18 protein-coding genes are annotated in these 21,680 nt (G+C 52.6%); 8 read left to right on the top strand and 10 right to left on the bottom strand.

Features of this window, described 5'->3' with window-relative positions; genetic code table 11:
• Positions 1 to 84: 84 nt before the first annotated feature.
• From leuA2 to ACKI61_RS10480, 5 genes are all read right to left on the bottom strand, one after another.
• The gene (leuA2, locus tag ACKI61_RS10460; protein ID WP_407457661.1) at positions 85 to 1,650 is read right to left on the bottom strand and encodes a 2-isopropylmalate synthase LeuA2; all 1,566 of its coding nucleotides are present in this window, start codon (positions 1,648 to 1,650) and stop codon (positions 85 to 87) included.
• 489 nt (positions 1,651 to 2,139) lie between these two features.
• Entirely contained in the window at positions 2,140 to 4,632 is a 2,493-nt protein-coding gene (locus ACKI61_RS10465) for a T9SS type A sorting domain-containing protein (protein ID WP_407457662.1), read from the bottom strand.
• A 225-nt stretch (positions 4,633 to 4,857) separates the two neighbouring features.
• Positions 4,858 to 6,381: a fibrobacter succinogenes major paralogous domain-containing protein gene (locus ACKI61_RS10470; RefSeq protein ID WP_407457663.1), complete on the bottom strand. Its 1,524-nt coding sequence runs from the start codon at positions 6,379 to 6,381 to the stop codon at positions 4,858 to 4,860.
• 10 nt (positions 6,382 to 6,391) lie between these two features.
• Positions 6,392 to 7,933 carry a PEGA domain-containing protein gene (locus ACKI61_RS10475; protein WP_407457664.1) on the bottom strand — a complete coding sequence of 514 codons (1,542 nt, stop codon included), beginning with the start codon at positions 7,931 to 7,933 and terminating at the stop codon, positions 6,392 to 6,394.
• Complete coding sequence (locus tag ACKI61_RS10480) at positions 7,933 to 8,349, bottom strand: sugar 3,4-ketoisomerase (RefSeq protein WP_407457665.1); 417 nt, start codon at positions 8,347 to 8,349, stop codon at positions 7,933 to 7,935. The genes ACKI61_RS10475 and ACKI61_RS10480 overlap by 1 nt, the downstream gene beginning before the upstream one ends.
• A 320-nt stretch (positions 8,350 to 8,669) precedes the next feature.
• On the opposite strand from ACKI61_RS10480, the gene rpsD reads away from it, so the two are divergent.
• The 4 genes from rpsD to ACKI61_RS10500 all read left to right on the top strand — a co-directional run bounded on the left by rpsD (position 8,670) and on the right by ACKI61_RS10500 (position 12,551).
• Positions 8,670 to 9,275 (top strand): 30S ribosomal protein S4, encoded by a 606-nt coding sequence (gene rpsD / locus ACKI61_RS10485; RefSeq protein ID WP_407457666.1) that lies wholly within the window; start codon positions 8,670 to 8,672, stop codon positions 9,273 to 9,275.
• A 182-nt stretch (positions 9,276 to 9,457) separates the two neighbouring features.
• Positions 9,458 to 11,530, top strand: a complete 2,073-nt coding sequence (locus ACKI61_RS10490) for a carbohydrate-binding domain-containing protein (RefSeq protein WP_407457667.1) — start codon at positions 9,458 to 9,460, stop codon at positions 11,528 to 11,530.
• 140 nt (positions 11,531 to 11,670) lie between these two features.
• Positions 11,671 to 11,865, top strand: coding sequence for a hypothetical protein (locus ACKI61_RS10495; RefSeq protein WP_298769546.1), 195 nt, complete (start codon positions 11,671 to 11,673; stop codon positions 11,863 to 11,865).
• Positions 11,865 to 12,551, top strand: a complete 687-nt coding sequence (locus ACKI61_RS10500; protein ID WP_407457668.1) for a MauE/DoxX family redox-associated membrane protein — start codon at positions 11,865 to 11,867, stop codon at positions 12,549 to 12,551. Before ACKI61_RS10495 ends, ACKI61_RS10500 begins: the two co-directional genes overlap by 1 nt.
• Here the strand turns inward: ACKI61_RS10500 and ACKI61_RS10505 are convergent.
• Positions 12,529 to 13,671 (bottom strand): glycosyltransferase, encoded by a 1,143-nt coding sequence (locus ACKI61_RS10505; RefSeq protein ID WP_407457669.1) that lies wholly within the window; start codon positions 13,669 to 13,671, stop codon positions 12,529 to 12,531. The genes ACKI61_RS10500 and ACKI61_RS10505 overlap by 23 nt on opposite strands.
• 41 nt (positions 13,672 to 13,712) lie before the next feature.
• Between ACKI61_RS10505 and ACKI61_RS10510 the strand changes: the two genes are divergently transcribed.
• From ACKI61_RS10510 to ACKI61_RS10525, 4 genes are read left to right on the top strand one after another with little or no spacing between them, the layout of a single operon-like run.
• Positions 13,713 to 14,669 carry a glycosyltransferase gene (locus ACKI61_RS10510; protein WP_407457670.1) on the top strand — a complete coding sequence of 319 codons (957 nt, stop codon included), beginning with the start codon at positions 13,713 to 13,715 and terminating at the stop codon, positions 14,667 to 14,669.
• Entirely contained in the window at positions 14,666 to 15,763 is a 1,098-nt protein-coding gene (locus tag ACKI61_RS10515) for a glycoside hydrolase family 99-like domain-containing protein (protein ID WP_407457671.1), read from the top strand. The genes ACKI61_RS10510 and ACKI61_RS10515 overlap by 4 nt, the downstream gene beginning before the upstream one ends.
• On the top strand, positions 15,760 to 16,659 hold the full coding sequence (locus tag ACKI61_RS10520; RefSeq protein ID WP_407457672.1) for a glycosyltransferase family 2 protein: 900 nt from the start codon (positions 15,760 to 15,762) through the stop codon (positions 16,657 to 16,659). The genes ACKI61_RS10515 and ACKI61_RS10520 overlap by 4 nt, the downstream gene beginning before the upstream one ends.
• Entirely contained in the window at positions 16,643 to 18,085 is a 1,443-nt protein-coding gene (locus ACKI61_RS10525; RefSeq protein WP_407457673.1) for a hypothetical protein, read from the top strand. Before ACKI61_RS10520 ends, ACKI61_RS10525 begins: the two co-directional genes overlap by 17 nt.
• A gap of 15 nt (positions 18,086 to 18,100) precedes the next feature.
• Here ACKI61_RS10525 and ACKI61_RS10530 read toward each other — a convergent pair whose 3' ends face one another.
• The 4 genes from ACKI61_RS10530 to dapB form a co-directional block, all read right to left on the bottom strand.
• Entirely contained in the window at positions 18,101 to 18,529 is a 429-nt protein-coding gene (locus ACKI61_RS10530) for a PTS sugar transporter subunit IIA (RefSeq protein ID WP_407457674.1), read from the bottom strand.
• Positions 18,530 to 19,543 (bottom strand): aminoglycoside phosphotransferase family protein, encoded by a 1,014-nt coding sequence (locus ACKI61_RS10535; protein ID WP_407457675.1) that lies wholly within the window; start codon positions 19,541 to 19,543, stop codon positions 18,530 to 18,532. It lies immediately after the preceding gene.
• Between the two features lie 84 nt (positions 19,544 to 19,627).
• Positions 19,628 to 20,644: an ABC transporter permease subunit gene (locus tag ACKI61_RS10540; protein ID WP_407457676.1), complete on the bottom strand. Its 1,017-nt coding sequence runs from the start codon at positions 20,642 to 20,644 to the stop codon at positions 19,628 to 19,630.
• A gap of 142 nt (positions 20,645 to 20,786) precedes the next feature.
• Positions 20,787 to 21,617 carry a dihydrodipicolinate reductase gene (gene dapB, locus ACKI61_RS10545; RefSeq protein ID WP_407457677.1) on the bottom strand — a complete coding sequence of 277 codons (831 nt, stop codon included), beginning with the start codon at positions 21,615 to 21,617 and terminating at the stop codon, positions 20,787 to 20,789.
• Positions 21,618 to 21,680 lie beyond the last annotated feature (63 nt).

A 21,680-nucleotide genomic window follows, 5' to 3' on the forward strand; every position in this document is an offset into this window, starting at 1 on the left:
ATGACGTCCAAGGTTATGAAGCAACGGGCGTTTACGCATCGTTATTTCATAACCGTAGAGTCATGCGCTTTGCTCAATGACGTTCTACACCTTCTTGTACAAGAGGTTCACGCCACCGAAGAGGGCACGCATGTTGGCCTTGAGCGTATCGCTAGACACACCGCGGCCTTCAACCTCGGTATCGCCAGCCTTCAACAGCATGCGGCTGAGGCCACGGCCCGCCCACAGTTTGTCCTTCTCGGGAACGACGAGCTGGCGGTATTTGACGAGTTCGACCGGCATGCCGATTTCGCGCATGAGCATGAGGGCAGCCTCGATCGGGCCTTCTGCCGTAATGGACCTCACCAGCGGTTCGCCATCCTTCTTGAAGTGGAAAATGAAGCGGTTCTCGTCAGGAATAACCTCGATGTTGTTGAACACCAGGCGTCCGTTCACGTTCACGCGCTGCTCGCGGAACACGTCCAGCACGCGCTCGGCGCTGAGTTCGCCCTCCTTTTCGCTGCAAGCCTTCAACACCGGCTGCAGTTCGGCGGCTTCGGCGAGCGTCATCTTGTAACCGAACTTCGTGATAATCTCGTACACGGCGGTGCGGCCGCTCTGGCTCGTAAAGCTCAGGGCGTCGTTCTGGTGGCGGCCGATGATGGAGTAGTCGATCGGGCGGTAGGCGCCCTTCTTCATGTCCTTCGTCTTGGAGGCGCCATCCTGGTGGATGCCGCTACGGTGCACGATGGCTTCGGCGCCGATCAGCGGGGCGCGGCTGTAGATGTTGATGCCAGACCACTGCGAGATGAGAATCGCCGTCTCGTAGATGCGTTCCATGTGCAGGCCGGTCTGTACGCCGGAGTTGTGCAGAGCAACCGCGACTTCGTAGAAGTTCGTGTTGCCGCAACGTTCACCGAGACCATTCAGGGCAACTTCCAGCTGGGTCGCACCCACGAAGAAACTTTCGACGGTCGCAGCCGTTGCCATACCCAAGTCGTTGTGGCAGTGGACTGAAATCGTGATATTCTTCGGCAGGGCTTCGTACACCTGCTTGATTTGATTCACGTACAGGAACGGACGATAACGTTCCACCGTATTCGGCAGGTTGATGGTCGTCGCGCCGGCTTCGACCACGGCCTTCAGCACGTCAATCACGAAATCCATGTTCTCGAGGCAGTCACCGAAATGCTCGGCGCTGAACTCCACATCGCCCTTATCGCCAACGAGCGACTTTGCAAACTTCACGCAATGAACCGCCTTTTCCTTCACCTGTTCGGGGGTCATGTGCAGCACATGCTCCATCGAGAGCGGGCTCGTGGCGAGGAAGGTATGAATACGCGGATGCGGAGCGTACTGCACGGCCTCCCAGCAGCGTTGGATATCGCTCTCCACGCAGCGGGCCAGACCCGATACCACGATGCGCTTTGCGACTTCGTCGCCTTCTTCGGCCATCTTGGCTGTCAGCTGGGCAAGTTCCTTACACGATTCAAAGTCCATCTCGCTCGAAGCCGGGAAACCGACTTCGGCACCCTGCACGCCGAGCTTCAAGAGCTGCAGGTATACGTCCTTTTTCTGGGCATTGTTCCAGGGCTTCGGGAGCGCCTGGTTGCCGTCACGCAGGGTGACATCGTAAAAGAAAGGTTGTCTTGCATTCATGTTGTCGTTCATCTTTTATCTCCTTGCCTCTCCAATCAGGCGGCAAGCTCATTTTTCGTCTAAAAAATAGAAATTTGACTTAAAAACGAAAGCCCGCGTCCTTATTGGAGCGGGCAAAACGGTTTAAGTTGGTTTAAATCCTTAGGTTAAAACTCTGAAATCGTCTTGAACCTACGCTTAAAAACCGGCTTGCGCTCCAGCGCAATGTCCTAGTAGGTTAATAAGTCGTAGATCCAAAGTCTTTTTCATACGTGAAGCAATAATAACAAAAGTTCAGATTCTTGGCAAGATAGGCTTCAAAAAAGAAAATCCACTGTCGGGGTGGACAGTGGAATTTTCGCAGCGCTCGGCCCAAGGCCCCTACGCTGTTGAACATAATATAGCACTATTTATTCTTATGCGCAATAGGATTTTTGCAAAAAAAATTTAGCCATTCCACACAAAGCACTTGTTCGAAATCAAACACCAAATTTTCCGCAACAAGAACTATGTATCCTCTTTCTAGCGCTTTACAATTTTTTGCTGGTAGGCCTTGCCGCCCGCCACCAAGCGTACCAGGTAGACACCCGGCTTAAGGCTACACAGGTCCACACTAGACTGCGACACCACTTCGGTCGAGAGTTTCACGACATTTCCATTGACCGCGAAAATATCCAAACGGCGGACATTTTCAGCGAAAATCTCGAGGCGGGCATCGCTTGCAACATAGCGCATCGGAGCAACACCGTATTCCACCGACACCAAAGCAGTCGTTCCGCCTTCTTCGCTAGGGCTACTCGTTTCATCGGTCGTGCTGCTGGAGCTTGTGACAGAGCTGCTGGACGGAGCCGAAGCTTCGTCGACATCGACTACGATCAAGAAGAGGTTTGCGACATCGCCTTTGGCGATCTTGTGCGTACCCGCAGCAAGTTCCACCGTCACGACACCAGCAGATGCAGCCACCTTGTTGCCGTCTACCTTGACATTCTTTGCAAAGTCGCTGTCGAACACGAGCGTCACCGTCGCCTTTTTAGACAAAGTAAATTCAATTAAAGTAGACGATTCCATCTTGAGGCAACGGGTCAGCGTCAAGCCCTCGAACGCCACCGTGCCCTTGCTTGTCGAAAGGCTTCCGACAAAATCAAAGTAGTCGCTCGAAGTCGCATCTTCGGTGAAGTTATGGACAACGTCCCTGTCGATTGGAGTCGTAGAAACATCTTCATCAACCGGATCTTCATTTACCCCCACAGAGCTGCTGGACTTAGGGGTCTGCGAGCTGCTCGAGGACTTCGGAGACGACGAACTGGAACTTGTAACCGAACTACTCGAAGTCGGCGCCACCACGGGCAAGTTGCCTTCGCCCTGAATGGATTTCACCGTTCCCTTGTATGCAACGAGAGCATTCTTGAGCGACTGATTGACAGCATAAGCGGCATCATCCACAGAATTGTCGAAGGTCCACTTGAAATCGCCACCGTTCACGCGACCCGCGTACTTCATCACATTCGCCTTGGCCGCGGCGGGCTCGTCGGCGGTGTACTTGTACATCACCGAGCTGTTCAGGTCGAAATTGTTATAGGTATTGCCACCCGAAAGCGACTTCACCGATGCAGGCATTTCCTGGTTGCGGCTCGTAATCACATAGGCGTCAAAATCCGTCTTACTGTCGATAGAGCCGATGGACGCTTCGGCCCCCTTGAGCATATACTTGCTCGCGCCATACGCAATAAAGGTTCCGCCTTCCATGTAGTTGTTGAACGCCTTGATGGAACCGCCCGCCTCTTTACTGAATGTGGCGTTGTCGTTGGACTTGCTAGTCGTACCGGCGTAAAGGTCACTCCCCTGCATCGAGGTGAGCATCGGGAACTTGCAGTTGCGGAAATAGTTTCCTTCGGCAAAGACCGACGAACCGAGCGTCGAGCCGATACCGTACTTGGCGTTACCATCGTAGTAGTTATTGTACACATGAGCGCTGTAGTAGCGCACGCGCGGATGGCGGCTATCGGAATGGTCGTACCAGTTGTGGTGATAGGTAATGTAGTAGCCATCGGTGGAACCTTCGGAAAGACCCAACAGGTTCGACTTGCCGTTGTCCCAGAAGTGGTTGTAGCTGAAGGTGATGTAGGTGGATTTCTTGCAGTCCAGCGCACCGTCGCCCTTCGCCTGGTCGGCATCGGAACCCGCATCGCCGTAGAAGAAATCGTTGTTGTGCACCCAGACATACTGGTCGTTCTGCTGCAGGCCGATATTGTCGCCTTCGTTGCTGTTCACGTTCATGATGCCCAAATTGCGGATTTCCACATTCTGCGCATTCTTGATACGGATACCCCAACCGTTCACCACGGCATCTTCACCGACACCTTCCACAGTCACGTAAGTGTTTTCGGAGCTGCCGAGGTCAATCATCATGTCACCCTGTAACAGCGAATCGGAATCCGTCACGTTACCGATAAAGCGCAAGTCCAGGGGCGTCGTCTCGAAGCCTTTCTTGTAGCAATTCAGAATTCCCTGAAGGCTCTTGCAGGTCGTCTTCGAGCCCTTGGCGTTTGTCGTCACATCCATCGTCACCGTGTTCTTGGTGTTCTCGGAGATGTAGAGGATAGCAGCACCGCTCTTGAGCGTACCGTCGGCATTGTAGGCACCGGGAACGCGCCCGTTACTGAACGCAAAACCCGTGCGGTCGTGGGCCAGCACCGTCACCGTCTTGGTCGTCGCAGCCCCTTCGGCTCCGTTCACCACCGGAGCAATCTTCAAGGTATGCGAGCCCGCCTTGAGGCCGAGTACATCGGCACGCATATAGCTACCGTAGCTACGAATCAGCTGATTGTCGATCTTGTTGCCGTCGCAATAGACATTGTAGCTGGCCGCTCCCGAAACAGGGGCCCACTCCGCGTATGCGGATTCCAGCCAGCCTTCGGCCTTGTTCACCGTTACCTGGGCATACGCCCCGGCAAAACCGAGCAACGCTACACCAATCGCCACCCTAGAGGTCATTTTTGAGCATTTCGAAGCCATATTCGTCCATCCCTTTTTAATGTTCTCAAATTTCTTCTTAAATATACACAAAAGTTTGAGAAAAATCAATACAAAATTAACTTATTTTGTAAAATTTTAACATAATTTTTAAAACAAATGTTCTCAAAATTTTAGCTTTTGTTCTCAAAATTCATCAAAAGTAACACAAACAAAAAAATCCCCGCTACAACGGGGAAATTCGAGTTTTCAGAAAAACTTCGTTTGTTACTGCACGGGTTCGCAGGAGCCGTAGCGACCTACGGACATGATATTAAATCTGCCTGTGATTCCAGATTGAGCCTGAAATTTAAACTTCAATGCCGCAAGCGCCTTCGAAGCATCCTCTCCTGAAATACGATCTATTCCCCAGCCGCCTTGTGTGAATTTGCTCCAAGTATATTCCCTCACAGAGACCGAACTACTCTTTGGCAGAGTAACAGACGGCACATCATAACCTACAGAGGCGTCACCATCACTACCCAGCCCCATTTCAAGGGTAATAGGAACATCCGAAGAATACACAATGCAAATGCCACCCCATGCAGACACATCAACCGGTTCCGCATAACCACTGCCGTCGGCAATATTGAAGCCAACTCCCACAAAGGGGTTATAATCCAAAGTTCCTTTGTCTAGAACAAACAATCCGCAGAGTCCCTTACACTCGTCTATGATTGGCTCTAAAGTCTCTGCTGAATATTCGTTACCCTTATCCACAGGCCACTCAAACCAAGAAGCACCGCCATCCTTTCCGTCGCTAAAATCATACCAATTACCGGAAGCGGCATACCCCGTACTGACAGCGTAATCAAAAGTAGCACCACACCACATATCGCCACAAACACTAGCCACATCCGAAATCGACGACGAATAGCCATTGTCATCACTCGAGCTCGACGACCATCCATAGCCATCATACGAACCGCTAGAATTTTCAGCACCAGATTCTTCAGAACTACTCGACTCAGTGAACGCCTCTCCCGTCTCGTCTTCGATGCAGCGAATCGAAAGTCCCGAACCCCTATGCATCCAGTCATTTATTTCTGCCATGTCATGATCACTACTGAACGAAATAGCGGAAGAATTTCCATAAGTCGCAGTCGTAGAGGTCCAATAATAAGCGTACTCCCCCATGTAATCATAAGACGACAGGGACATCATCATTCCGCCCGGCAATGCGCCAAAACCATAAGTATCTACACCATAGCCTCCGCCGTCCCATACACGAGTCGACTTGAGCGCACGCCCTGCAACATCCATTCCGCCAACCGCATCAAAAAGAGTCATAAAGTCAGTCGTTGTAGGCATGCGCCACCCTTCCGGGCAAACGCCTCGCACCAACGAAGGCAAATCACATATAATTCCCGAACCGCACTCATCCTCCAACTTTGCAACCGCCGCGGTCCAGGTATAAAGCCTGCCATACTTAAGACAAAGCGCTTCTTCTTCATCATAGCAATAGCTGCCGTCCACCTTATATCTTAGGTTGTCAGCCATCCAGGTCTGCGAACCAATCGTCACGGTATTGTATTTTTCGCCATCGCGGGCGTCATACAAGGAACCCATCTGCACGGTAGCCGGGTCTACAGGCTCACCAGAACTCGAGCTGCGGTACGGATCCCAATCCGCATACTTACTATTTTCCTTTTCCCACTCGTCGTGGTCGTCCTTCATCTGCTGCACATAATCTGTGCAGGCAGAAAGCGCAAGGAGCGAAAGCATCGAGAAAATTTTAAGCAGATTCTTCATTTCGCTCCCCCTAGAAATCAATGCTCAGCACAATGCCAAGGGCACCCAGAATAGTAGCACCGATACCCACATTGCGGAAAGTTTGCCAATAGCGAGCGTCATCGAGATTCGTCTCGTACTCGCTTTCGGTATCGTAATCCTTTTCGGCGGCATCCTTTGCAAGGATATTGCCCAGAATCCAGTACGTGATTCCCGACGCCATAATCAAGGCACCCGCCGTAAAGAGCCCCCAGCTCGTCCCGCCACTCGACTGAGCGGCCTTGTCGTCGGATGCCGCCACAAAGCCATTCCACTGGGACTCCTCATCGGCTTCGTATGTTGTCGGAATAGCAAGTTTCACCGTATCTTCAGCCGCAGCAACCGCCTTGGGGTCGTGCGTTAGGCTATGGGTGATGCGCTCCACCTTGTGCCATTCGGGGTTTGCATCCACACGCTCTTCCCAGCCGTTTCCCTTGAGCACAACATCGGAACAGAGTGGAACCTTCCTTGTGAACGGAGTGTTCCCTGCTTCTACCCCATCAAGATAAACCGGCACGACCTGCGGAACGCCCTTGTACTCTGCATTCAGGTCGAGACCACCCAAACCGCGGGTCATTTCCTTATCGAACACCTGCGTCTTGTTCCTGACAATAGACACCTTGAAGTCTACCGGATCGTAACAGGGGTGCGCCACATGGACATCGTGCACGCCCGACTCAAGTTCCACCTTGGTCCCTTCGACAATAGCACCGTCGACCGATACCGAGAGCGCCCCCTTGTTGGCAGGTCCCGCCAAAACAGGGCTGACTTCCAGCCAGCCGAAGTTCGGCGGAAGTGTCAGCATCACCTTCTGTTCGTTCTGCTTGACATCCACCACCAATTCTGCCGTCACATAGCGCTCCTTGGTCACGACAAAGCGGTGAGACCCCTCTTCGACCGCCACCTTGCAAGGCGTACTCAGGCACTTGGGATTCGCCTGGCCATCGATTGTCGGCACGGCTCCCGAAGGTTCCGAGGCAATTTCGACGATAAACTTCTTCTTGTCTTGATAATCGAAGGCGGCCGAATTATCGACGAAGCCAAAGCCTCCTACGCCAAAGCCGCCCTTGACCATCCTGAAGAACTCCGGGGATTTCTGCTTGATGATTTCCAAGAGCTCCCCCACGTTTTCGCCAAGTCCGTTGAAGCTTGCAATCAGCTTGTTACCCGCCGTCTCGTAGAGTTCCGCCGAAAGCGTTAGGGATGTTCCAAAGACGCCCACGCGCGCCTGGCAAATGTAGTCGGCGGCGATGTTTCGTCCCGTTTCGGCAAGACAGCCGCCTTCGCAATCTTCTATTGCCTTACCCGGCGGAAGCATGGCACTGATGTTTTCGCGCGTCATGATCGTATAGTTCTGCACTGCGGGCAGTTCCTTGACCGCCTGTTCACGAAGCACGTTCGTCAGGTACTGCCTGTCCGACAGGGATACCTTGTCCTTGGCACTTTCGTCTGCACCCGTTTCAAGAACAGCCACGTGCGTCGCAAAGGCACTTGCAACAAAGAAAAACACCACTAAAAGGGACCGCAACATCATTAGACTTCTTTCTTGAAATCGTCGTACTCGTAGATGTAGTCCGACTCATCGTAGTGTTCGGACGCGAGCACCATGCACACAGCACCCGACGAAAAATTCTCGATTTCGCGCCAGTGCATCGTCGGAATGTAGAGCCCGTGGTAGGAACGGTTCAGCGAATACTTGGTGCGTTTCTTGCCGTCGTCCAAAACGACATCGAAGCTGCCACTAGCGGCAATGATCAGCTGACGGAGCTTACGGTGGGCATGCCCCCCGCGGGTGGTTCCGCCCGGGACATCGTACAGGTAATAAACGCGCTTGATATCAAAGGGAATGAGCTCTCCCCCCTCGACCACGCTCAGGTTACCCCGCTGGTCGTGGGCAATGGGGATATCTATCAAACGGGGCTCTTTTAGCTGATTTTCGTTCCAATCCATGCCCCTAATATAATAAAGTAGGAAGTAGACAGTAGACAGTGGTTAGTGATGTGGAATGTGGGATGTGTGATTATTTTTCATTACACATTACCCATTACACATTTCACATTATTTGTGGGTGTTTTTGAGTGCATTTTCAATCCTCTGGGGGTGGTTCGGGGTGTTTTTCCGGAAAAACTAGCGAAAATGGATTGCTTAGCTTCGCTCGTAATGACGTAAAAATGAAATTTTTCTATATATGTAGCTCCAAACGAGTGCATGTCGTGCCAAGCTCTGCCAACATGCATGTAAACCAAAGAGCTTCCTTTTACGAGGTAAACATGTCCTCTTTCCGTGGACCAAAAGGTAAGGTAGCCCGTTCTCTCGGACTCGCCGTCTCTCAGAAGACCCAGAAGGCGCTCGATCGCCGCAACTTTGCACCCGGCCAGCACGGCCAGACCCGCAAGAAGTCTTCTTCTGTGTACAAGCAGCAGCTCGTGGAAAAGCAGCGTCTGCGTTTCACCTACAACATTTCCGAAGCACAGCTCGCCAAGGCCTACGCCGAAGCCAACCGTCGCGCCGGTTCTGCTGGTGACAACCTGATGATCTTGCTCGAAACCCGCCTGGACGCTCTCGTCTACCGCATGGGTTTTGCCCGCACCATTTTCGCTGCCCGCCAGTACGTCGCTCACGGTCACTTCTCCGTGAACGGTGTTCGCAGCTACTCTCCGTCTCGCCAGGTCAAGGCCGGCGACGTGATTGCCGTTTGCGAACGCTCCAAGGAACACGTGCAGATCAAGGAAGCCATTGCTAACGCAAATCCGGCTCCTGAATACCTGACCGTCGACGCTTCCAAGATGGAAGGAACTCTCGTGAAGCTCCCGCTCCGCGAACAGATTCCGGTTCAGCTAGAAGAACAGCTCGTCGTGGAATACTACTCCAGGTAGTCCCCGCGCAAACGCAAGTTTGGGAAGCTCGGCTCTGCCGGGCTTCTTTTTTTTGTAACGAAACTGCCCGCTCGGGAATTTTCGTTCCAAAATTCATTTAAGGTTTTTCGAAAAACATCTTTTTTTCACTTTTCGCGTAAACACCCCTAAGGTATCTTTATAACCAAAAGGGAGTGTTAAAAATGAAATCAACCAAAATACCACTTATCGCCTGCAGTGCTGCATTCCTATTCTCCGCCTGCGGAGATTCCAGCAGCACCAGCGCCGAAAACGAAGCATCCACTAGCACCGAAAGCACCGAGCAGGTTTCGGGAACCATTACCGAGACGCCCGATGTCGTCGGCGAAACGACCGCCATCCAGTGTTCCGATGGAACAATCGTACAGGATGCAGCGGAGTGTCCGCAAGGTACCACCGCCGCAGAAATCACCACCTACACCTGCGGCGACGGCTCGACCGTCACCGATGCAAGCAGCTGCCCCACCATCTATACATGTGCGGACGGCTCGCAGACATACGACAAAAGCGAATGCGTCGTTGCACCGAATAATGACAAGCCGACACCGCCAAACAACGAGACATCGTCTTCGTCCAACAGTGGTTCGCCTACAAGCAGCGCCGAAAGCGAACAGCAAATCGTCGAACCCGAAATACCCGAACCGGTCAACGTTACAGAAATCGAAGGCGATCCCATCATCAAGTTTGCATCGGGCTCCGTCAGCATCGAAAACGACAACGGCTGCATCAAGCAAGAAGGCAAGATCTTAAGCATTACCTGTGGCGGCAATTACCAGCTCACGGGAACATCGAACGACAACCAGGTGCAGGTGCAGACTCCTGCTGGCGACACCGCAAATGTCTACCTTTACCTGAACAACCTGCAGCTCACCAGCGCAAGCGACGCGCCGATATATGTTCGCAACGCCGAAAAGACCTTCCTGATGCTTGTCGACGGCACAAGCAACACGCTTGAAGATGCATCGACACGCACCACGACCTATCAAAAGACAGACGGAACTCTTGATACCACGGGCGCAACGGTCTACGCCAAAGACGACCTGACCATCAAGGGAAACGGCACACTCAAGGTGACCGGCAACTACAACAACGGAATCCACTCCAGCAACGATCTGCGTTTCCGCGACCTGCCCAATGTGACGGTCAAGGCGAAAAACAACGCCATCAAGGGCAAGGGTTCTGTCACCATTAACGGCGGCAAATACACGCTCAACGCGACTCAGGGCGACGGCATCAAGAGTGACGAAGCCGAAATCAACGGAAAGGACACCCTGATCATTGAGAACAAGGGCATCATCGTCATCAACGGCGGCGAATTCGACATCACTGCGGGCGACGACGGCATGCAGGCATTCAACTACCTGCTGCTCGCCGATTCCTCTTCGACTCCGAAAATCACGGTCAATAGCAGCGGCAAAGGTCTCGTTTCCGACCACCGCCTCTATGTCAACGCAGGCATCGTGAACGTGACATCCAAGGACGACGGCATCCACTCAAACCTGAACATCTACTTCAACGGCGGCGAGACTACAGTTTCTGCCGGCGACGACGGAATCCACGCCGATTCCACGCTCCTGATTGCAGGTGGTTCCATCTACATCACCAAGGCCGCCGAAGGCATGGAAGCCTTCTACATCAAGGCGCAGGGCGGAAAGACGGCAACCGTTGCTAGCGACGACGCCTGGAACGCTGCAGGCGGTTCTGCCGACGCAGGTACATCTAGCGGTTCCCAGTGGGGCGGCCCCGGCGGCGGCGGAATGGCAAGTAGCTCCAAGGGCTACATCATCATCACCGGCGGTTACCATTACCTTTATGCAGCTGGCAATGACGTGGACGTTCTCGATGCGAACGGAACGGCAACCATGAGCGGCGGCGTCGTGATTCTTGAAATCGGTTCCAGCGGTGGCATGGGCAGCAGCCGCGGCGGAATGGGCGGCAACAGCGGTAGCGGATGCTCCACCAACATGTCCGGTGGCATGATCGATACCGACAACGGCTTCACGATTTCTGGCGGTGTGTTGCTCGGTTTCGGCAACCAGACCGAAGAATATCCCAGCTGCTCTGCCACAAGCTTCACGGCAGGAACCGCCTATGGCACCTCCAATGCGGCATTCAAGCCCAGCGGATCGGGCAGCATGATCATCTACGGCGGCGATGTCAAGTCGGTCGCCCAGGTCGATGTGGGATCCATGAAGGAAGTCAAACTTCCTAACGGCATGAGCTACTACGAAAAATAGCTCCGTTCCACACCTTTAGAGCTTCCAAACCAACCCTAAGTCTTCCGGTGCGAGCCGGGAGGCTTTTTTACAATATTTTTTCATCAAAAAAACAATGCCGACGAATAAACCACTCGCTTCCTTTTTTGTATCTTGTAATCATGAAGCAGATTCTCACTAAAATTGCAGATGCACTCAAGGGTTACTTGAAGTCGCTGAACTGGATTGTTCTCCTAGGTCTTGCTGCATTCAGCATTGCGCTTGCCATCATCAACAACATCCGCGTCGATGACGCCAAGTCCGTCGAATGGATCGGAAGCCAAGAAATCCTTGAAAAGCCGGACGAGGTGCTGTAATGAAGAACACCGTTATCTCCGCAACGCTTTTGACTATCGCCTCGATCCTTGTCGCCTTCGGTGTCGCCGAAATTTCGTTCCCGGAATCGTATCTGACCTTCACCGACCAGGACTGGCTCATTGACATTTGGCCCAAGGCATACCGCTACAATATCCAGGTGGGGCTTGCCGCCATCGTCATTGCAACAGGAATCTGCGTACCGGCTTATCGCCTGCAAAAGGACTTTGCCATCCGCGCATTGGAAACACTTTTCCGCCTTGGCATCGGTGGCATGTTCATTTTCGCAAGCATCTACAAGATTCAGGACCCGCACCAGTTTGCAGTCCTTGTGGCACAGTACCAGTTTTTCCCGGCTCTGCATCTAGAGAACCTGAACAACTTTTTTGCTCTCGTCTATCCGCAGTTTGAATTCTGGTTCGGCTTAGCAATGATCGTGACGCCGTTCGTACGCGAATCTGCGTTTGCCATTTTCTGGATGTTCGTAAGCTTCATCATCGCGCTCGCCTGGGCACTCGGAAACGACCTGGGCATCACCTGCGGCTGCTTCGAACTTGAAGACGGTGCCGCCCATGACAAGGCAGAAGCCTGGACAAGCCTGATCCGCGACCTGATTCTGATCTGGCCGACGCTCTGGCTTGCAACCCGTAAGAACCACAGCCTAATTAAAGTGTGGAAAAGAAAGTAGTCACTCGCTGACTGAACGATTTCATGGAGCAGCGGTCCAGAAGGGCTGCTGCTTTTTCGTTGTCGACGATATTTTCGCCGGCTAGCACACGGTCAAGGACCTTGGCGTAGGATTCCGCATCGGTCGGCGGATCTATCAGCGGACACACACCATCCAGGTTTTCCTTGATTGCCGATGTAGCGGCCCCCACGGCAGGCGTTCCACAAGCGATTGCCTCGATGGGCGGAAGCCCGAATCCTTCGAGCAGCGACGGATACACCATCAGGTCGGAATGGCGGTAAAAATCGCGGAGTTCATGAGCCTGGAATTCGCTGAAATGGTACACGTTGTAAAGTTTCTTCTCGTTGACTATGGCACGGAGGCGATCCGAGAACTTGCCCACGCGCACAAAGGCAATATGGGGGCGCAGGCTTGCCATTTCAAAGAAGGTCTCGATGTTCTTGCGCGGTTCGTCAAGACTCACATTCAGGCACATTCCGTCAAAATTCTTGATGCCGAACTTGCGTAGAAAAGCCTTCTTTTCGGCAAATGTCGGAACCGATTCAGGTTCGTTGAACATTTCACGGTCAATAGGGCAGCCAATAACAGTTCCGGGCTTCTGCGACATCTGCGGTCCAAAATGGTGCGACGCTTCACCACGGGTCCACGCTGAATTGTAAACAAACGAATCGGCCTTGACGGTCGGACGGATGTAGAACAGGTTGAGCAGCCTGAACTTGAGCGAATTCGGGTACAATGTCTCTGCAAAGGTGTCGTGGACAAACATCACAGTCTTCGTGCGACCCTTAACCACCGGCACCAGGAACCCCAGTTCCGGACGGATAAAGAAGACAATATCCGGAGCGATTTTCTTCACCAGTTTTTTCAAGGGGGCGCGGAAAGTAACATACCCCGTATAGAGCGACTTCGCCCAGACTTCGTGCGATGTGTAAGGCATGCCTTCGGTACCATCGCCATTTTTTTCAGCGCCCGACAAACCAAAGAACTTGGGCGTCTTGAGCCATAGCACATGGGGTTCAAACTCCCCTGACACCGCCTTGACCAAATTGATGGTCAGGCGACCAAAACTGGTGCATTCGTTCTTGTCGCAAACAAAGAGTATTTTTCGCAAAGACGCCATAAATTAAAAGATACAAATTTCTGAATTGCTATATTAAATACATGGCTAAAATCGGCATAGTCCTTGCAACCTACAACGGCGAAAAGTATCTTCCGCAGATGCTCGATTCGCTTTTGGCGCAGACGCGCCCGGCGGATTTCATCGTGGCCGTAGACGATGGTTCCAAGGACAGCACGGTTAGCATTTTGGAAAGCTACAAGAACAAGCTCCCCCTGCAAATTGTATGCATGCCCGAAAACCGGGGCCACCGCGCTGCCTTTTCGAAGTCGTTGGAACTTTCCCAGCCGCAGCTCGCCGATGACGACCTGATTGCCCTGGCGGACCACGACGACATCTGGTGTCCGCAAAAGTTACAGCAGCTGGAAGAGGCCATCGAGACCCCATGCAACGGAATTTTACCGACGCTGGTTTTAGGTGATGCGACCGTCATCGATGCCGAAGGAAAGCCACTTTACGATTCCTGGAGAAGAGTAGCCCACATTCGGGCGGAACTCCCCGTAGAAGCGCGCATCGCAGGCACCAACAACATCACAGGCTGCATGACCCTTTTCAGGGCGTCCCTTTTGAAATACGTTCTGCCGATTCCTGCCGCCGTAGGCGTACATGACGCCTGGATAGGCCTTCTCGCCGCAAAGCACGGAACAATCAAGGTCATCGATACCCCCGTCATTCAGTACCGGCTGCACGGCAACAACTCCGTCGGGCTTGGAAACCGCTACAGTTTTGACGAAACATGCAGACGGCAGATCGACTGGACCGACATGCTTATTGCACAGTCGAGCCTTTTGAACTTGAGCCCCGCCGAAGCAAAGTTTCTCCGGAAGCTGAACCGCTACTGGCACAAGAGGGCGAATCGGGCGCTCCTCGCCGAAGAATTCCCCTTCCTGCTTCGATTTGGCCACTTTTTATTTCCCGAGCAGCGCGGACGACTCAAAAAGGTTCTATTTTCGCTTTTAGGCTCCCCCGCCGTCCACCTCCTATTCGGGCACGATAAATGAAGACAATCGCTTTCTACTTACCGCAATTTCATCCGATTCCGGAAAATAACCGCTGGTGGGGCGACGGTTTTACCGAATGGCACAACGTTAGCCGCGCAAAGCCGCTATTCAGGGGACACCGCCAGCCGCAAATGCCGGCCGAGCTCGGCTTCTACGACCTGCGCTGCGACGAAACGCGGCACGAACAGGCCTCTCTTGCAAAAAAATACGGCATCGACGCCTTCTGCTATTACCACTACTGGTTCAACGGAAAGCAGTTGCTCGAAACTCCGCTTAAAAAGCTTTTGGCCGACAAAGGCTGCGACATGCCGTTCTGCCTCTGCTGGGCAAACGAATCTTGGTCCAGGGCCTGGGACGGCAAGGATCGCGAAGTCTTGATGGAGCAGGTCTACAGCGACGAAGATTTCAAGAACCACGCTGACTACCTTTGCGAAATTTTCAAGGACTCTCGTTACCTGAAGTCCGAGGGCAAGCCGATATTCATCATCTACCGCGTCGGAAAGATGGAGCACCCCGCAAAATTTGTCGAAATTCTGAACGAAACGGCAAAGATGGCGGGCTTCGAAGGCGTGCGCGTCTTTGCGGTGCGAAACTTCACCTGCGACGTTCCCGACGAAACGCTCGCCTCCTACGGCATCGGCGACATTGTCGACTTTCAGCCTAACAACACCGAGTATCCGCCACGTTCCGTCCTCGGCAAGGGCATCCGCCTGCTGCAGCGCCAGTGGAACGCCATTGCAAAGAAGGTGGGGCTTCCCGAAGTCTACTCCGTTCTCAGGCTCCGCTACACCGATGTCGCGAAGAATGTCCTGAAGCTCTACGAGACCTTCAGCGAACACCACCACCCGACCGTTTTCCCCAACTGGGACAATTCGCCAAGAAGAAAGGCGGCGACGATCATCCAAAACGACAACCCCAAGGATTTCGAGAACTGGGTGCATAAAGCAGCAAGCATCGTCCGTAAGAAAAGCGACGACAACCAGTTCCTCTTTGTAAACGCCTGGAACGAATGGGCCGAAAGTGCCCACCTGGAACCTGAACAGAAGATGGGCAGGGCTTTCCTGGAAGCGTTCAGGCAAGGTATTTCCAAATGAGTTCATCCGTCTGCATCATACTCGTCAACTTCAAGAACGAACAGAAGACCGTAGATTGCCTACGCGCCCTTGAAAAGAGTACCGTGCAGCCAGAATGCGTCTGCATTGTCGACAACGCATCTACCGAAAAATCCAAGCAGCTTTTCTGGAGTCACACCTTCAAATTCAAGGTGCGCTGGATTTGGAACGAAAAGAATCACGGCTTTGCCGCGGCCTGCAACCAAGGAATCCGCGCCATCCAAGACGACTATGCGGACAGCTACATTTGGCTATTGAACAACGACACGCTCCCCGAACCGGAAGCACTTCAGAAGTTGCTTGAAAAAGCCGAAACGACCAAGGCAGGGATTACGGGCTCGCTGATCAAAAAAGCAAACGGGGATTTTTCGGGCGGGGTCTGCTTTATTCACCCAAAACTAGCAACGGTCAGGCGTCCAAGTTCCCCCGAAGAGACGGGCTTCGACTATGTCGAAGGCTCTTCGTTCCTGATTTCGCCGGAATGCCTAAAAAAGACGGGGCTCCTGAGCGAAGACTACTTCCTATACTTCGAAGAAAGCGACTATTGCCAAAAGGCAAAGCGAAACGGATTCAGCCTTGCATGGGCAACCGACAGCATCATCTGGCACGACATCGGCTCTTCCACCGGGAGTGAAATTGCGAAGGGGGCAGTCCCCTTCTTTATCGACTGTCTGATGATCCGCAACCGCATCCACTACGGTCTAAAAAACGGCTACCCCGCCGCAAGCATCCTCGCTGGGCTATTCATCAGTCTCGGACTGCGCCTTAAAAGGCTCCAGTTTGCAAGAGTCGTCACCATTTTCGCCATCACCTTGTCCACGCACCTTTTCAAAAAGTTCGTCGAACGCCATGGGGGCTACTATGAAATTCCACGCTAAATTTTCCATAGCAGTTCTGCTAGGCCTTGGCTCGCTTTCATTTGCACAGGATTTTCCGACGCACATCGCATTCGCCGATTCCGCGAGGCGCCACGAAGTGGTCGTCGGCGCTCAACTAGTCGATTCGCTCGCCGTCGTGAACCTGACGACTGCACCCACGCACTACGACAATTCTGCCTCAGTGCGCCTATTCTTGAGCGGACACTTTACCGAACGGTTCCTGTTCAACGCTCGTGTCAAGGTAAGCACGGACCACACCAACAAGGACATCGTCGATCACTTCTACAATCCGAGCGAAGGAATCCCGTACAACAAACAGAGCGACAACAAACGCACCTGGGACATCTTTTCGGCAAACGCCAGCTACAATCTGGATGCGGTCAAACTCCTTGCCGGATTTGACTACCTGAGCATGGGCCCCGCCCGCAGAAACCATGTAATTTTGCGCGGCGAGCAGAGCAATTACCGCCCGTGGCAAGATTCTACGAGCCGCATTTTTGAACCCGCCCCCACGCCTTATTTCGGCTACCAGTTTGAATTGGGCCCGATTGTTTACTCGCAGTACGCCATGAAGCTTTTCGAGAAAAAGAACTTCGGCAAGTACATGCACGTACACCGCTTGGATTTGAACTTGCCCACGAACATTACATTCGGCCTTTCTGAAACGGCGCTCTACGGAAGCACCACCGAGGAATTCCCGAACCCGAACGAAGACGCCGACAGCACCGGCCGCGAATTCGAATGGGCTTACGTGATTCCGTTCATTCCTTACGTTTTCCAAGAACACCTGCAGGGCGACCAGGACAACATTTCACTCGCGTTCGATTTGAGCGTAAAGACGATTCCGCATTGGGAATTCTACGGAGAACTCTTGTGGGACGACATGAAATCGCCTACGAGCATGTTCGATGACGGCTGGTGGGGCAACAAGTGGGCCACCTCGGTCGGCATCGCCCGCGATAGCCTTAAACTCGGCAGCACGCTTTGGAACTGGTATCTGGAATACACCCGCGTAGAACCTTGGGTATACACGCACCACAAGGGCGGCGGTTACACTTACCGCAGCTATTCCCAGAGCCTCGGCTCCGATCTCGGCCCGAACAGCCGCGAAATCTATAGCGAAGTCAGCGGGCTCTACAAGGTCGAAAGCGGACTCTTGAAAGACGCCTTGTTCAAAGGAACGCTACATGCAAGTGCCGTCGCAAAAGACACAGCCTTCGGCGGAAATATTACCGACATGCACACGCCTGAAAGCGCCACCGACAAGAAATTCTTGAACGAAAATACCACCTTGCACTACGTGGAAGTCGGCGGTAAAATCGAAATCAAGCCGTGGGAATGGATGACATTCCGCGCGGGCTATGACCGTTACTTTGGTGATTACGAAGGATTCCGCGCCATGGTGGGCGGAAGTTTCCAATACTAACTAAGAGAAAGTTTTTTATTCCTCGAACAGTGCATTCAGCTGTTCGGGAGTTTTGGCTTCTAACGCCTGGGCACGCCACTCCGGGTTCAGTAGCTTACGCGCAATACCTGCGATAAACTGTGTATGGCAATTGGCAGACTCTGCCGGAGAAAGCAGCAAGCAAATGTATTGCGGCACTTGCCCTTGCTTTACAGCGATGTCGGTAAAACCCTTGGGGCAAACAGCAAAAGCAAACAGCGGCTGCGGGAGGCCAGGCACACGCGTATGCGGCAACAAGAGGCCCTCGCCCATGTAGATTCCCTGAGACACGCGTTCCGACAAAGACTTCCATGTTGCCATGGCATCGAACTTGACCGGGCCATGCACCAGAGCGTCGTAAGCAAAACCCAAAGCCCTAGCGAAGGATTCGGGTTCTGCATAATGTTTTACGTAAATAGGCTGCATTTATACCAGTGCATTGTCCATGAAGTCGAACACCTTCGGCGAAGTCGCCTTTGCGATTTTCTTGAACTCACTGAAGATTATTCGCAATTGACGCTTGCCCGGTTCAATATACTGTTCGAACTTCTGGATTCCCTTCACCTTGCTCAAGAAGCAGTAAGCGCCCATGGCCTGCATCACGCGTTGCAAACTCGCATGAATAAAGGCTTCCCAGGCATCGTCCTTGGTGTAGGTCCTGGTTTCGCGATACGAAACGCGCCAGTATTCGAAGAAGTCCTTGATTTCAGTCAGGGAAAGTTCGACGTAGGGATCCCACAACAACGATGCAAGGTCATAGAACATGGAGCCACGACGTGCACCCTGGAAATCGACAAACGTGATTTCGGAATTCGGCTTAACCATGATATTCTGGCTCTGGAAATCACGGTGCATCAGCACCTTGTGCTGGGCTTCCACAGAAACCGCAATCAGGGAATAGAACTGACGCACGTATTCGGGGATTTCAGCAATGCCCTTGAAATTCTTCAAGTAGTTTTCGGTGAAGTAGTCGGTTTCCCACTTGAGGGCGGCAAAATCAAAGCGACGCAGCCAGAGGTCAGAGCGAGAACTGAAAAGCGAGCGGGAAATATTCTGCCACTTGATCAAGGAATCGATGACTTCGGGGTAAAGAATACGAACGTTGCCCGTCTTCTTTTCGGAACCCGGCGAAACAATGTTGTCGAGCAAGTTGTGGGCACCCAGGTCTTCTTGAAGCACAGAGCAAGAGGCTTCGTCTACGCAATAAATCTTAGGCACCGGAAGTCCAAAAGAATTGAACGCTTCGGCATAATCCACAAAACGCTTAAAGTCTTCATCGACCGAGGCAGAAACCTGCAACACGGCACTCTGCTTACCGGAGGCAATTCGGTAATACTTGCGGCCCGAACCGGCACCGGCGATAGAGGTGACTTCGTAGTCGGCATAGCCGCGGGACTTCAAAAACTTTTCAATAACAGGCGAAACAATTTCGTTACTCATGGTTTGTAATATAGTTATTTAGTAGGAAGTAGACGGTAGGAAGTAGGAAGTAGACAGTGGTTGGTGGTCCACAAACAGGACTAACTACGAGAATTTGATGCGCGGGTCTACGAGGGTGTAGAGGATATCGCTGAACAAGCGCCCCACCATAGCCATCAAGCTGCTGAGGAAGATAACTCCCATGACCACGTTGTAGTCGCGATTCACCATGGAGTTGTAATAAAGCAGCCCCATGCCGTCGATATCGAAGACCTTTTCGATGAGGAGCACGCCCGCAAACATCAAGGTGCAGATTTCGGAAAGGCGCGTGGCAATGGGAATCAAGGCGTTACGGAGCGCGTGGCGAACGAGCGCCTGGTTAAAGCTCATGCCCTTGGCAAGCGCCGTGCGCATGTAGTCCTTACCGAGTTCTTCGAGCGCAGAGTTCTTCATCAAGAACGTAAGGAAAGCGAACTCGCTAATCATGTAGCAGAATATCGGCAAAATCAAATGGTACCCGAGATCCACCACTTTTTCGAAGAAAGTGAAGTCCTCGAAGTCGTCGCTCGTGAGGCCGCCTAGCGGGAAAATGTCGAGGTACGAACCTCCCGCGAGGAATATAATCAGGAGGATTCCGAGTGCGTAACCCGGCATCACGTAGCCAGAGAAAATCACGCCCGAAGAAAGCGAATCGAGTTTGCTCCCGTGATGAACCGCCTTCCAGAGGCCCAGCGGAATACAGACAAGGTAACTCAAAAAAAACGAAGTGATTCCAAAGAACAGCGAAATCGGGAATCGGCTCGTGATTACGTCCCACACAGGGAGCCCGTAGGTGTAACTGGAGCCCAGATCCAGGTGCAGAACGTTCCAGAGCCACATCAGGTAACGCTTCCAGGCGGGTTGGTCAAAACCGAAGTACGCCTGGATTTGTGCAATCTGGTCGGGCGAGAGTGCCTTGGAGGCATCTACCCCGCCCTTCATGGCAGCGGCCTGCTGCGCACGCGAAATCATTTCCTCCACAGGTCCACCCGGCAACAGCTGGATAAGGATAAAGCATACCAGTGAAATCCCGATGAGAGTCGGAATCATCAAAAGTAAGCGGCGGAGGATATAGGAACGCATAGAAGTGGTTAGTGGTTGGTGGTTAGTGGTTAGTAGTTAGTGATTGGTAGTTAGGATAGCATTAAGAACGTTTCTGTTTACTTAACCACCGTTTACAAACCACTTAAATATTCCTGTTTACTAACCACTAATCACTGTTTACTTATCTCATCTTGCCGGAGCGGAGCACGTCCATCATGTTAAAGGGTTTGGCTGTTCCGTTTGCGATGTGGCATGCGAGGAAGTTCACGGCGTCCACGGTGCCTTCGGCGTAAATCTTGCGGCCGCAGACATTGTGCTGGAATTCAAAGTGAACCGTACCATCGGCGCTGTCAAGGCTGTAGGTGTGGAAGGCATGGCCGCCGAGGTATTCTTCGGGTACGTGCATGCGTTCCATCTGTTCCTTTTCGTCACGGACCTTTTCGATGTCATCGACGGTGAAGTCGAAACCCATCTTCTGGAAGTCGCCCACCACGGCCTTCGCGGTACCGCTCGTATCGGCCTTGGTTTTCTGGTGGCTTTCCACCACAGAGAGTTTGTAGCCGCTGAATGCCGTCGGGAATTCCTTGGCCAAGAATTCGATCATCGTCTGGAAAGCGACAATCTGCTTTGCCATATTCGGGGCAATTACGCTCGGGTGATTGGCATCGGCAACGAGCTTGGCGAGCGCTTCGCGGTCGCCACCGGTGGTGCCCATCACGAACGGGATCTTGTGCTTTACGTAGAAAGCGGCGTTGTCGTTCACGGCCGTCGGGTGCGTGTAATCGATGCAAATGACGTTCGGGTATTTTTCGAGAACTTCTGCAATGCGAGCTTCGCGATTGCTCGGCTTCAAAAGTTGGATGGTCTTGCCGGCGACTTCGGCTTCGTTTTCCACAATAATTTCACCCGTCAGAGAATACGGAACGAGTTCGAGACCGCGGGCCACGCAGGTTTCGGCCACAATACGGCCCATGTTGCCCGGAATACCATTAACCATCACTTGAACAGACATAATAACTCCTATTTTTTGAAAGGAAAGATAGAAAAACAGTAGGAAGTAGGAAGTAGACAGTAG

Origin of the sequence: Fibrobacter sp. (genome assembly GCF_045601785.1) — a bacterium.
In the GTDB taxonomy this organism is placed as follows: Bacteria; Fibrobacterota; Fibrobacteria; order Fibrobacterales; family Fibrobacteraceae; genus Fibrobacter.

What these genes read in the sequence shown, in the direction of transcription:
- dapB (WP_407457677.1), bottom strand. Translation starts at nt 21,617, where the DNA reads ATGTCTGTTCAAGTGATGGTTAATGGTATTCCGGGCAACATGGGCCGT.
- ACKI61_RS10480 (WP_407457665.1), bottom strand. Translation starts at nt 8,349, where the DNA reads ATGGATTGGAACGAAAATCAGCTAAAAGAGCCCCGTTTGATAGATATC.
- ACKI61_RS10465 (WP_407457662.1), bottom strand. Translation starts at nt 4,632, where the DNA reads ATGGCTTCGAAATGCTCAAAAATGACCTCTAGGGTGGCGATTGGTGTA.
- ACKI61_RS10540 (WP_407457676.1), bottom strand. Translation starts at nt 20,644, where the DNA reads ATGCGTTCCTATATCCTCCGCCGCTTACTTTTGATGATTCCGACTCTC.
- ACKI61_RS10525 (WP_407457673.1), top strand. Translation starts at nt 16,643, where the DNA reads ATGAAATTCCACGCTAAATTTTCCATAGCAGTTCTGCTAGGCCTTGGC.
- rpsD (WP_407457666.1), top strand. Translation starts at nt 8,670, where the DNA reads ATGTCCTCTTTCCGTGGACCAAAAGGTAAGGTAGCCCGTTCTCTCGGA.
- ACKI61_RS10535 (WP_407457675.1), bottom strand. Translation starts at nt 19,543, where the DNA reads ATGAGTAACGAAATTGTTTCGCCTGTTATTGAAAAGTTTTTGAAGTCC.
- ACKI61_RS10515 (WP_407457671.1), top strand. Translation starts at nt 14,666, where the DNA reads ATGAAGACAATCGCTTTCTACTTACCGCAATTTCATCCGATTCCGGAA.
- ACKI61_RS10490 (WP_407457667.1), top strand. Translation starts at nt 9,458, where the DNA reads ATGAAATCAACCAAAATACCACTTATCGCCTGCAGTGCTGCATTCCTA.
- ACKI61_RS10470 (WP_407457663.1), bottom strand. Translation starts at nt 6,381, where the DNA reads ATGAAGAATCTGCTTAAAATTTTCTCGATGCTTTCGCTCCTTGCGCTT.
- ACKI61_RS10505 (WP_407457669.1), bottom strand. Translation starts at nt 13,671, where the DNA reads ATGGCGTCTTTGCGAAAAATACTCTTTGTTTGCGACAAGAACGAATGC.
- ACKI61_RS10495 (WP_298769546.1), top strand. Translation starts at nt 11,671, where the DNA reads ATGAAGCAGATTCTCACTAAAATTGCAGATGCACTCAAGGGTTACTTG.
- ACKI61_RS10500 (WP_407457668.1), top strand. Translation starts at nt 11,865, where the DNA reads ATGAAGAACACCGTTATCTCCGCAACGCTTTTGACTATCGCCTCGATC.
- ACKI61_RS10520 (WP_407457672.1), top strand. Translation starts at nt 15,760, where the DNA reads ATGAGTTCATCCGTCTGCATCATACTCGTCAACTTCAAGAACGAACAG.
- ACKI61_RS10475 (WP_407457664.1), bottom strand. Translation starts at nt 7,933, where the DNA reads ATGATGTTGCGGTCCCTTTTAGTGGTGTTTTTCTTTGTTGCAAGTGCC.
- ACKI61_RS10510 (WP_407457670.1), top strand. Translation starts at nt 13,713, where the DNA reads ATGGCTAAAATCGGCATAGTCCTTGCAACCTACAACGGCGAAAAGTAT.
- ACKI61_RS10530 (WP_407457674.1), bottom strand. Translation starts at nt 18,529, where the DNA reads ATGCAGCCTATTTACGTAAAACATTATGCAGAACCCGAATCCTTCGCT.
- leuA2 (WP_407457661.1), bottom strand. Translation starts at nt 1,650, where the DNA reads ATGAACGACAACATGAATGCAAGACAACCTTTCTTTTACGATGTCACC.